The organism is Nonomuraea sp. NPDC052265 (genome assembly GCF_044547985.1).
In the GTDB taxonomy this organism is placed as follows: domain Bacteria; phylum Actinomycetota; class Actinomycetes; order Streptosporangiales; family Streptosporangiaceae; genus Nonomuraea.
Genome location: NZ_JBIUBJ010000052.1, coordinates 1 through 10349, shown reverse-complemented (window position 1 = coordinate 10349; position 10349 = coordinate 1). Strand labels below are relative to the sequence as shown.

Below are 10349 nucleotides of genomic sequence, written 5' to 3'. Positions count from 1 at the left end.
TCCAACACCAACTACCTATATCCGCCATACCATGCCAGGTCTGACCTGGTCAAACACAAGATAAAGCCCCAGCTCACGGCCTGAATCGTGAGTCTGGGGCTTCTTGTTGTTCCGGGTTGCTCATGCCTGTTGTCAGCACCCGTGCTGACGTTGTGCTGACCCAGCGTTGACGACATTCTCACTAACCCTTGACGATCTTCCCGGTTGGGTTCAGGCTCGCAAGTGCGCAAGGAGTCGCAAGCCCCAAACGTAGGAGACCATCATGGCGCTAGCGTTCTACGGCAAGGACCCCGACAACCCGGGCAACAACTGCCCCGCCGTCTTCAGGGACCCCGAAACGGGTGACTTCCTCTTCCAGGGCGCGACCGTAACGGACCCCGAGGTACTCGCGTGGGTTAACGAGAAGAGCCCGATCCTGGACAGCGAATCGGTCGTGCGCCTTCCGGCGCGCATGATCGAGATCATCATGGAGGCATGCCGTGACGGACTTCAGCGAACTCCTGGCGACGTGTGAGCGCACTGCGTTCAAGCTGGAGATGCGTGACCAGTACATGACAGGCGATCCCGGCTTTCTGGCTTGGGAAGCCGGAGATCTTGATGAGGCCGTCCGTCAGTACTCCGAGTGGACGGCCACGGCTCAGTCCGCCACCAAGAGAGGCGTGGCCATGCATCGAGTTCGCATCGTGTCGGAACCTGTCAGCAGGTACATCACCTTCGAGCACGCCGTTACTCCCGGCGTCAATCTCGCGGCAGGGGAAGTCATCAGGTGGCTTCCCCGTCGGTCGGCATCCGACCTGGCCTTGCCAGGGAACGATGTCTGGATCTTCGATGACCGTCTAGTGCAGTTCTGCCACTTCGCCGGGGACGGCGCATGGGTCTCCAATGACGAGACCGACGACGCCGACACGGTGAAGCTCTGCGCCGCAGCCTTTGCGGCTGCATGGGATCGCGCGACAGACCATTCGGAGTACGAGTTCTGAGTGCAGCCCTGATCACGACGCCTGCGTAAGACTATGCACAGCTCGCATTCCCCCAGTTCCAGCGCCCAAGCCGCCAGGCAGGCGCTCGCGTCACGGCTACGTGAGATCCGCCTTGATGCGGGCCTGAACGCCAGGCAGCTTGCGGCGCTGGCCGGATGGCACGAAGCGAAGACCTCTCGCATCGAGAACGCCAAGAAGCAGCCGTCCGAAAGTGACCTGGCCGCTTGGGTGCAGGCATGTGGAGTACCTGGCCTGCTCCCTGAGCTTGTTGCCGAACTGCGCGCCGTGGACTCTGCTTGGCTGGACTGGCGGCGAGCAGAGAAGACCGGCCTGACCTACCTGAACGTCGCGGTGCGGGAGTTGTACGAACGTACGCGGCTGTACCGCTCCTATTGCCAAGACGTCATACCTGGCCTCCTCCAGACAGCCGGGTACACCACCGCAACCCTTGCAGCCATCCGCGACGGCAGAGACGTCCCAGTGGATGACGTCGCCGATGCCGTCGCTGAGCGCATGGCCCGTCAGCACATCCTCTACGAGGGCGACCACAGGTTCGCCTTCATCCTGGAGGCAGCAGCGCTCACCTATCGACGAGGCGGGCCTGAGGTGATGATCGGGCAGCTCGGCTATCTGCTGGAAGCCATGGCCTTGCCTGCTGTCTCGCTGGGCGTGATCCCGGCCGAGGCGGAGCGCGCAGGCCGCTGGCCTGTGGAGAACTTCTACATCTTCGACAACGTGCAGGCCAACGTCGAGCTGGTGTCGGGGTTCCTAACGATCACTCAACCGCGAGAGATCGCCATGTACGCCGACACGTTCACACGCTTCCATGAGATGGCAGTTTTCGGTCGAGACGCCCGCGCCCTAATCAAGCGGGCAATGGACACATTTGATTAGGTGCCTGCAAGTATCCGCAAGTTCATGGAGCTGTCGGAACGCGCGCTCCTACCGTTGAGGTATGGTCCTCACACACGCCGCCCCCTCGGCCGAAGACACCCTAGGTAAGCCCCTATCCGAAAGCGCCGCGAACGTCCAGAATGCCGCCCTCGATCTTGTACTGCCTCACCTAGAGGGCCTGGACGTTAACGCGCAACTGGTCAAGCGGGCATTGATCCACTGCCAGACGAAACCGGAACCTTCCGTCGAGCGGCTATGCCATCCCCCGCAACTGGTCGTCTACGCGAACGCCGGATGGAAGGTCGCGACGGTGAGCGTCGGGGGACGCTCGGGAAGCTACATGGTTGAGCTGGCGCGCGTCGGCGAGGACAACCAACCGCTTGCCGACCGTATGAGGATCGTTTCGGGAGACGAGCCGGAGAACGTTGCCCTGGAAATCAGCCTTCACATGGGGCAGCCAACATGACCACCGTTGAGGAGCTTCGCGACGCCTACGGCAAGACGTGGGAGATCGAGCCGCTTCCTACGTACGGCGCCGCCGCGTGGCGCAAGATCGAGCGCCCCCGTATCGGGCACTGGCTCAACACCGTGATTGCGGGCAGCCTCGACGAGCTGGCCGCGAAGCTTGCCCAGCAAGACGGCCCTCGGCCCACGAGCAAGGGCTAGCACTCATGGCGGCCCCCGCGCTACGACGGACCGCGAGAACGCTTGCAATCGAGTGGGGACCGTCCAACTTCGCCAACACCGAGTATGGCCGCGTCGGCGAGATCAAGGCGTTCTCGCTCACGTACTCGGCAGGCACCTACAGGCTCTCCCCTCGACTGCCAGATCGAACGGGAGTCCCGTGCCCCGCCGAAGAGTTCAGAGACGCCGACAAGGCGAAACAACGTGCCGAAGAGATACTTCGCGAGTTCTTGACCGACTTCATGGCCGCCGTCGCTGAGGGGAAGCAGGAGAGGACGGCTACATGACGTGCAGCCGGCCGTAACGGACGGTGAAGCGCACCCAGAGGCAGCCCCGGCTGAGAACCGTTGACTGACCCGTCAAGCCTCAGCCGGGGTGCAGTACCCCCGGCACGCGTTCTTCCCCGCCGGGGTGGGGGTCCTGGCCGTCCTTCCGCAGACGCATACCCCAGGTTGTACGGCCAGGGCTTCCCCAAAACGCGCGACTGGTGGCCGACGAACCCCGTCACCAGTCGTGCCACCACCTCGGGCCGCCGGGCCCGAGTGAAGGAGGGCAGACAGATGGACCTGTACGCCAAGGACCTCGGCCACCTGGAGTTCCGCCGCCTGTGCGGCGGCAACAACAACGAGGACGGCGAGGGCGAGTCCTGCGTCGAGATCGCCCAGATTCCGGGCGAGACCGACACGTTCGCCCTGCGTGACTCGAAGAACCCGGACGCCGGGACTCTCCGGTTCACGGGACACGAGCTACGCGCCGCAGGCATGACCACCATCTAGTACCGCCACCGAGACGGCCCCTGCCCGGCTCAATCAGGCAGGGGCCGTCCCCATCGAATGTACGGGGAACGATGCACTGGCACGCATACACGTGGATCGGCAACGGTGCTGATCTGAAGCACGAGGCTGAGCGCCGGACCACTTCGGCGGACTTCGCCACCTCACCGCTACCGCCCATGCGGACAGGCGAATGGCTGGCCAAGCCACGATCGAGAATCGCCGAGACGTTCGTTGACGCGACCAAAGCCGGTGAGTGGATGGCAGCGGAGTATGCGGCACAACGACCAGACAGTGACCGGATACCTGTGGTGGCGCGTCTATCCACGGCTATCGATCTGCTGCCCCGTGGGGTGGATGTCCAGTGGGGCGAATGGCTCCAAGGCGGCCGGTTCCTGACGATCGGTGTGATCTGCTGCCCGAATCGGCACGTGGACCATCCGTGCCCGATAGCGCGCTGAAGGATCGCAGGCCGGGCAGCCGGTACGTCACCGATTTCACGTACCGGGGCTCTCAAGCACCCCAGAACACAGAAAAGCCCCCAAGGGTCCAACGGACCCAAGGGGGCTTTCGTCATGCGCTCACCGGCTATTTCACGGCCGTCTAGCGCTCCCTCAGCGTTTTCCGCTTGTGGCACGACCCGCATAGGGCCTGAAGGTTCGACGGGTCGTGGTTATCTCCCCGTTCGATGTGGTCAACCTCGTTCGCCTCGTCACCACAGACTGCACACGTGAACTTGTCACGGCGCAACACGCGTACGCGCAACGTGGACCAGTTCGGTGGAAGCCGGGAACGGCGGTCAGAGTTCCGCCAGCCAACCGCCCTAACCTCCTGATGGTCGGCGCACTTGCCCGCCTTCACGACGATCTGAATGCAGCCCGCACGGCTGCAAATCTGCCTAGCTCTCGGTATCGCTTTTCTCCTCAAAATCAGGCCGTTTTTCGGCCTTTCTCGACAGCCAGAATCAGCGCCAACCGCTGATTACGCACAGGTCAGCCGGCCGCTACGCAGCGTGGAGCGTCGCCGGGGGGCGCAAGTCCCAGTCCCGTACATCCAACGACGGCCACCCCCTCGCACCGTTCCCAATACCTGAATCGTGGGGGTACCCCCACCCTTGCTAGGCGCCGACAGTTACCTTCGCAGTCACAAGAGCCTGAGGGCGGATCACCTTTGCCCCGTAGACGTGGAGTCCGCGAATGATGTGGCCGAAATCCTCAGGATCGCGCAGACTTTCAGTCTCCTGAATCTGGTCGGCATACGTCGTCCCCATTGGGTGTCCGGCGATGATGTCAACGTCATACTTGCCCGCAGTGGTCTGCGGAATGTTGGTAGTCATCTGAACCGTAAACCCTGCAAACCTTCCGATTTCCCCATTCTGGATTGCGTCCGAAGAACCGTACTGGGAAGCGTCGATGAACTTGCTCGACTTTAGAAGCATTGATTTGATTCGAGGGGTTACGATGATGAACCGCTGACTCTCAGGAATCTTGCTCTCATCTAGAGTCAGAACGATTTCGTCAACGACGGCCTCGTATAGGGCGTCGCCCTGGTTCACGCCTGCGGCAATGCTGACTGCCACGTTCTTAGTACCAGCACCGGCAATCATCTGCGAGGCGACCCACTGGTCCGCAGCCTCAAGCATCTTGCGGCCTGCCTGTGCCGTAGCTGTACCGGCAAGATTACCGGCAGACTGGACCCTCTCAACGTCCTTCACGGTGAAGCTGAAGTAATCACCTTCGGTGATGGCAAGTTCAGTCGCAGTCGTGGCAACGCGGCCAGTCGTCAGCGGTCCGCCCGCGTAAGGCTTCACCTCAGGGTCTAGAAGCGTGTTGATATGCACCCTGGAGCCCTGACGCACATCCCCCTCATAGTCGCGGTTCGTCGCCAGCCGCGACGACGCAACAGCGTTCACGTTGAGGGACGTAAGCAGGAGCGCAGACCAATACTCGGGGATGAACGAATCTGCCTGCGAGGGGATGATGGACAACTGGATTCTTCCTTTCTATCGAACTAGCTTGTCTAGCTTGCCGCTCTTTACGAGCGCTTCAATCTGTTGGCGAGTCAAGCCTTTGAAGTCCTGCGGCTTCGTGAAATCGCGTAGAGGTTCGCTGTTGCGTACCCCCATAGTCTTCGCTACTTCCTGATCAAACGCAGGCCGCCTAGGGGCGAGGCTTTCAACGAACGTCGTAACGGCGTCGGCGTTTACGCTGCCATCTTCGGCAAGAAACGCATCCACGTTCATATAGTCGGCCAGGCCGCTAACGTCAACGCCTGCCCGCGTAGCGGCAAGTGCGATATGCGTTCGCGCAAGCTGCTTGCGAGCCTCGCCGAGGGCGTCGCCTGGCGCTGAGTCATTGACATCGTCGGAGGTCTGGTTGCCGCTGCTCTGCCCACCGCCTACATGCTCGGGCGGAAAGCTGTATCGCGCTGTGATATCCGACGTAGAGTCGGGCGTTGCGGTGGTGTCTGTCATCGCTACCTCACGTCATAGATAACGCCTGTGATTACACCGTTCTCGTCGGCGTCACTCACTTCAAGGCTTCCGATCAGGTGGTCTAGCTGCTCATTGAAATATCGGTGGGCAAGCTCGCCGGGCGTCAAGTGGGCAATGTCGTCATGGGTGAGCAACGTCTCTCCTAGCGATAGAAACAAGAAGGCCCCGCCGCTACACGACGGGGCCGACTTGCAATGGCGACCTACTTTGGAATCCCCTTGGCTTGGCTTCCACTAATAGTTTCCGCTACACGCCTACGCGGCTTGCGCCCGCAGCACTTCAACCTCAGGAATGATCCACCATTCCCGGTTTGCTTCAAACCAGGGGTCCCGTGCTGTGACACTGGTAGGAATGCGAATTGATGTGCGTCCCTCATCGGGGCCTAGGTGCCCTCCACCCAAATGCGCGTCTTGCCGTGATACCGAGCAGCCGTCCCTGATCTCAAAGGCTGCCAAAGTCGCTAGGTCGCGGATTGACAACCCTTGAGGGCCGCCGTGTGCCTTCCTGCGGGCATGTGAACCAAGCGACGGGGAAGATGCCAGAACCGCAGTCATACGCGCTTCTGCGTCGCTCTCAGCGATTCCGCGAGCGACCAAAGCGGCCACGCCGAAGCACAGGGCCGAACAATACCTACCGGAATCCCACCGGCAATCACGATGGCGCTGGCAGCGCTGACACCGGCCGTACGGCCTGAGCCGACTGCGATCCTTGGCAAGCTTCGCCTCACGCCCGCAAACGGTCGAACAGTAGACCGGCCACCGGCCTGGTTTGCCATAAGCCTTACGAGCTAGGAAGTGCTTGCCGCAGTGGCGGCATGCTCGATGTTGTGTCTTGAATGGCTGCCCTTCGGGCACGTTGCATTCCTTCCTGAGCGCATTCCGGAATCACCGGATGCGCCGATTTGTTCAAAGGTGTCTTGAGTGGGGCGCCTGACTGGCGCCGGCCATCGACGACTGTCGTCTTCTCATTCCATCGGCCGTCGATTGGGCAGCTTGGCTGCCAAGCGTTCGACGGCAAGCCGTCTCTCTTGTCATCGGATGGTCGAAGCTGCAAAGCGAAAGACCATCTACATGAAGCAAGCCCTTCCAACTGGCCGATGAAAGAGCTTGTCCACTTCGCTGGCCGATGCCAGCACGCTTGTTGGTTCTTCGCTTGTTTGCTCCTTAGATAGTGGGTATTTGGATACCCGCTTCTTAGATTGTTTGATAGTTGGATACTTAGATACGTGTCCGCTGTAGCGCACACCTCTTAGCGTGTTTGTGCGGACCGGCGTCAGGTCGAGCGCCGGTTGGTGCTCGGTGGTGCTACCTCATGAACCCGACGCGGCGCGGCCTGACGGGTTCCGGTGCCGTTGGGACCGGCTTAGGGATGCTGGGGAAGCCGTCGTCATAGTCGTCCGGCCAACCGGGATCATTATCTTCAGGTGTAACGGCTTCCGCTGATGCGACTTTGTCCACAGCCAGAGCGGGGACCTTCTCTATGCCTTCCGTTGCCTCGACTGGCTGAAAGCCGGGTACCGGATGAGCTTCCTCCACGCGCTTCGGTGCCGTATTGGACGTATGCAACAGATCTCCTGCCAGGCACCCATCAATAAGGTCTTCATAGAGCAGATGCCCTACCTTATTGGCAGGGATGTCCCTGAGTGCTTCGGGGAAAGACATGGACAACACTGGAGCACCCCGGCGGGTGCCGTGCTGGGTGAGAAAGCCGAGCGCCAACAGGATGTCCCGCTGATACGACATCCCGTGACTCGTTGACGAGAAGCCACCCTCTATAGCTATGGTTCTGGTCGCCGTCCACGTGGTTCCTTTGTTGCCGTTCATGTGGCCGACGACAATCATGGCGTAGATGAATCCGTTCTTCTCCCATTCGTCGATGGTGAGCAGCCCTCCTTTGCGGGACTGCTCCTGAACGATCATCCGTCGCCAAAACTCTTTCGAGTTGTCATGCGCGTACATGACGGTACGGGGATGGGTCTCGAACTGCTTCCTGGTCAATGCTTCGCTCCTTTCGGTAAGGCGCCCCGCAAAAGGCGTTAGACTGTATGTGATCGGGCCGTAATGGTGGATCGCGGTCATGCCGCCCGGTTGCGCTCCAACCAGGTTTCGACATTGCGTTCGCGGAATCGCAGAGTTCTTCCGACCTTGTAGGCCGGGATGCCCCACACCTTCCACCGGTCGTAGACGGTGGCCTTGGGTATTCCTAGATAGTCGGCAAGTTCGTCTATCGACAACAGCCGGTTGCTTCCGCCACTACTCAAAACGCTTCCCCCGTTTCGTTTCCAGGGCAGGCTCACGCCTGCCGCCATTGGTGATGTCAATGCGGTGAGTGGCTTGCAGGTATTCAGTTATCAAGAGGCACGCCTACAGTCGCCGCGTGTCGGGACGCGCGTGTCAGCACGCCATTCCCGGCAACGGGCAAAGAGACGACAAATCGGGTCGCAGGCTGGAATGCCTGCCCAAGTCATGCGAGGTTCGATCGCGGTCAGGGGTAGCTCTCGGCTACATCTCCTCCGGGGATCACGCCTGGCGTGGAGGGTCGTTTAGGGCCGGTCCTCCGTGGGCCTCCCGTCAAGCTTCCGACAACGAGGTGTGGTTGTCAAAGCCCACATATTTATGTACGGTGGCCCCCATGAACGAGATCAACCCCACCGACAGCCCAGAGAGCCCAGACCTGACCGTCACCGCGACCTACACGCGCACGCTCGATGTGAACGGCTGGAAGGTCGTAGCGGTCTGGCGCAACGACAGCCCCGGACCCGTCGAACTGCACATCACCCCAGGTGATGAGACAGATCCTCAGGAACTCGCAGGCATCACCACCGGCACTCTGCGGAGCATCCCCCTGACGGAGATAACCCGTGAGGCACGCGAGGTCTGGGAGGCAACGGCGAACATGCGCGGACTCGGCCGGTCCACCGCGACCGTGCTGCGCGCCGTCAAGGACGCCATCGAGACAGAGCCCCGCCCCGGCAGGGCCGGACGCCCAGACGCCTTTTACGTGGCCATCGCGTTCCTGTACGTCGTCTTCTCCCTCCAAGGGCACAAGGCCATCCAGCGCCTAGCCGAAGCCTGCGGAGTCGAGCGACGCACCGCCGAGAACTGGGTGAACCACGCCCGCGACAAGCGCGGCATGCTGACCGCCTCACTGCCCGGCAAGGCCGGAGGTCAGCTCACTCCCAAAGCTCAAGCCCTACTCGCCGACGCCAACGAAGAGGAGAACTGACCCCGTGGCCAGCCTGATCAAAAAGTGCGAGTGCGCCGACACCAAGGCCGCCCGCATGCTCGACCTGCGCAAGGCCGACGACCGCAAGACCGCCGAACGCGTCTGGGGCAAGTGCGGCCACTCCTGGACCGTGCGCTACCGACTCGGCGGACGCAACACCAAGCAGCAAGAACAGTCCTACCCGCACAATATGAAGCGCGACGCCGAAGCGTTCATCCTGGAAATCAAGTCCGACAAGGTGAGCGGCCTACGCCGCACAATCGACCCGAAAGCCGGAGCGGTCACCTTCGCCGACTACGCCGCCAAGTGGCTGACGGCCAGGATCAAGCTGGCACCCAGCACCAGCACCGGCTACACGGTGTCCCTGAAGAACCGCATCAACCCCGCCATCGGTCATCTTCCGCTGAACGCGATTACCCGCCAGATGATCAAAGATCTGATCGCGAGCCTGATCGCGTCCGGCTACGCCCCCGGCACGATTCACAACACGTACCTGGTGCTGAACGCGATCTTTATCGAGGCGGCCAAAGCGGAACTGATCGGCAAGTCCCCCGTCTTCGACATCGAACTTCCCGAGGTCACCCAAGCGCGTGACTTCTACGTTCCCACGTGGGCACAGATCGCCGCTCTGGCTGACGCCATGCCCGCCGATTGGGCGCTGACGGTGTGGCTCATGGCCGGATGCGGCCTGCGCATCGGCGAAGCCCGCGCAGTCGATCAGGACTGCGTGATGTTCGGTGGACGACGCTTGCGCGTCCGGCAGCAAGTCACCCAGACACACGCCCTCGGGCCGCTCAAGCACCGCAAGGAGGGCGACCACCGAGACGCACCCCTACCGCCCTTCATCAACGACCGCATCGCCGCCCACATCGCCACACACGGCGTCGGCGAGGACGGCCTACTGTTTCGGGGGCGGCGGGGCCGGTTCATCGACAACAACACCTACCGCAAGACCTTCGCCAAGGCGGTCGAGGCGGCCGGGCTCCCCGACGACTTCACCCCGCACGACCTACGCCACGCCTACGTCTCCATGCAACTGGCCAGCGGCATCCCCATCACCGACGTGTCCCGCTGGATCGGCCACAAGAACATCAACATCACCTACGCCATTTACGGCCACCTGGTAGATGAGTCCTGGGACCGCGCCCTTGACGTCATGCAGGGCCGCTACGACGCCAGCACCGTTACCTCGGCGGCCAGCATCGCCGCCGCGTGCTGACGATGTGCTGACCTTCCGCGCCATCAAAGGCGCGTTGACCTCGGGCTTTTGCCCTACTCCTGCATTCCAACACCAACTAC

Annotated in this window: 14 protein-coding genes; 9 read left to right on the top strand and 5 right to left on the bottom strand. The window is 61.7% G+C overall.

Annotated elements, in window-relative coordinates:
* Window positions 1-262 precede the first annotated feature (262 nt).
* From ACIHAD_RS48525 to ACIHAD_RS48495, 7 genes are all read left to right on the top strand, one after another.
* A complete protein-coding gene (locus tag ACIHAD_RS48525) occupies window positions 263-514 on the top strand; it encodes a hypothetical protein (RefSeq protein ID WP_397361688.1) in 252 nt (83 codons plus the stop codon).
* The gene (locus tag ACIHAD_RS48520; protein WP_397361687.1) at window positions 480-980 is read left to right on the top strand and encodes a DUF6879 family protein; all 501 of its coding nucleotides are present in this window, start codon (window positions 480-482) and stop codon (window positions 978-980) included. Before ACIHAD_RS48525 ends, ACIHAD_RS48520 begins: the two co-directional genes overlap by 35 nt.
* A gap of 33 nt (window positions 981-1013) precedes the next feature.
* Window positions 1014-1874 (top strand): helix-turn-helix domain-containing protein, encoded by an 861-nt coding sequence (locus tag ACIHAD_RS48515; RefSeq protein WP_397361685.1) that lies wholly within the window; start codon window positions 1014-1016, stop codon window positions 1872-1874.
* A gap of 61 nt (window positions 1875-1935) precedes the next feature.
* Complete coding sequence (locus tag ACIHAD_RS48510; protein WP_397361683.1) at window positions 1936-2340, top strand: hypothetical protein; 405 nt, start codon at window positions 1936-1938, stop codon at window positions 2338-2340.
* Window positions 2337-2540, top strand: a complete 204-nt coding sequence (locus ACIHAD_RS48505; protein WP_397361681.1) for a hypothetical protein — start codon at window positions 2337-2339, stop codon at window positions 2538-2540. Before ACIHAD_RS48510 ends, ACIHAD_RS48505 begins: the two co-directional genes overlap by 4 nt.
* 5 nt (window positions 2541-2545) lie before the next feature.
* Window positions 2546-2845, top strand: coding sequence for a hypothetical protein (locus ACIHAD_RS48500; protein ID WP_397361679.1), 300 nt, complete (start codon window positions 2546-2548; stop codon window positions 2843-2845).
* Between the two features lie 273 nt (window positions 2846-3118).
* On the top strand, window positions 3119-3334 hold the full coding sequence (locus tag ACIHAD_RS48495; protein WP_357972025.1) for a DUF397 domain-containing protein: 216 nt from the start codon (window positions 3119-3121) through the stop codon (window positions 3332-3334).
* A 600-nt stretch (window positions 3335-3934) separates the two neighbouring features.
* On the opposite strand, the gene ACIHAD_RS48490 is transcribed toward ACIHAD_RS48495, so the two are convergent.
* The 5 genes from ACIHAD_RS48490 to ACIHAD_RS48470 all read right to left on the bottom strand — a co-directional run bounded on the left by ACIHAD_RS48490 (window position 3935) and on the right by ACIHAD_RS48470 (window position 8121).
* Window positions 3935-4084 (bottom strand): HNH endonuclease, encoded by a 150-nt coding sequence (locus tag ACIHAD_RS48490; RefSeq protein ID WP_397361689.1) that lies wholly within the window; start codon window positions 4082-4084, stop codon window positions 3935-3937.
* Between the two features lie 364 nt (window positions 4085-4448).
* A complete protein-coding gene (locus ACIHAD_RS48485; protein WP_397361678.1) occupies window positions 4449-5318 on the bottom strand; it encodes a phage capsid protein in 870 nt (289 codons plus the stop codon).
* Between the two features lie 15 nt (window positions 5319-5333).
* Complete coding sequence (locus ACIHAD_RS48480) at window positions 5334-5804, bottom strand: hypothetical protein (protein WP_397361677.1); 471 nt, start codon at window positions 5802-5804, stop codon at window positions 5334-5336.
* 1325 nt (window positions 5805-7129) lie between these two features.
* Complete coding sequence (locus tag ACIHAD_RS48475; RefSeq protein ID WP_397361676.1) at window positions 7130-7822, bottom strand: hypothetical protein; 693 nt, start codon at window positions 7820-7822, stop codon at window positions 7130-7132.
* Window positions 7823-7899: 77 nt separating this feature from the next.
* Entirely contained in the window at window positions 7900-8121 is a 222-nt protein-coding gene (locus ACIHAD_RS48470; protein WP_397361675.1) for a helix-turn-helix domain-containing protein, read from the bottom strand.
* Window positions 8122-8456: 335 nt separating this feature from the next.
* On the opposite strand from ACIHAD_RS48470, the gene ACIHAD_RS48465 reads away from it, so the two are divergent.
* Both ACIHAD_RS48465 and ACIHAD_RS48460 read left to right on the top strand, forming a co-directional pair.
* Window positions 8457-9050 (top strand): hypothetical protein, encoded by a 594-nt coding sequence (locus tag ACIHAD_RS48465; RefSeq protein ID WP_397361674.1) that lies wholly within the window; start codon window positions 8457-8459, stop codon window positions 9048-9050.
* A gap of 4 nt (window positions 9051-9054) precedes the next feature.
* Entirely contained in the window at window positions 9055-10269 is a 1215-nt protein-coding gene (locus ACIHAD_RS48460; RefSeq protein ID WP_397361673.1) for a tyrosine-type recombinase/integrase, read from the top strand.
* Window positions 10270-10349: the final 80 nt, after the last annotated feature.

Excerpts from the sequence above, each read along its gene's own strand:
- ACIHAD_RS48500 (WP_397361679.1), top strand. The coding sequence starts at position 2,546 with ATGGCGGCCCCCGCGCTACGACGGACCGCGAGAACGCTTGCAATCGAG.
- ACIHAD_RS48510 (WP_397361683.1), top strand. The coding sequence starts at position 1,936 with ATGGTCCTCACACACGCCGCCCCCTCGGCCGAAGACACCCTAGGTAAG.
- ACIHAD_RS48515 (WP_397361685.1), top strand. The coding sequence starts at position 1,014 with ATGCACAGCTCGCATTCCCCCAGTTCCAGCGCCCAAGCCGCCAGGCAG.
- ACIHAD_RS48465 (WP_397361674.1), top strand. The coding sequence starts at position 8,457 with ATGAACGAGATCAACCCCACCGACAGCCCAGAGAGCCCAGACCTGACC.
- ACIHAD_RS48480 (WP_397361677.1), bottom strand. The coding sequence starts at position 5,804 with ATGACAGACACCACCGCAACGCCCGACTCTACGTCGGATATCACAGCG.
- ACIHAD_RS48505 (WP_397361681.1), top strand. The coding sequence starts at position 2,337 with ATGACCACCGTTGAGGAGCTTCGCGACGCCTACGGCAAGACGTGGGAG.
- ACIHAD_RS48495 (WP_357972025.1), top strand. The coding sequence starts at position 3,119 with ATGGACCTGTACGCCAAGGACCTCGGCCACCTGGAGTTCCGCCGCCTG.
- ACIHAD_RS48525 (WP_397361688.1), top strand. The coding sequence starts at position 263 with ATGGCGCTAGCGTTCTACGGCAAGGACCCCGACAACCCGGGCAACAAC.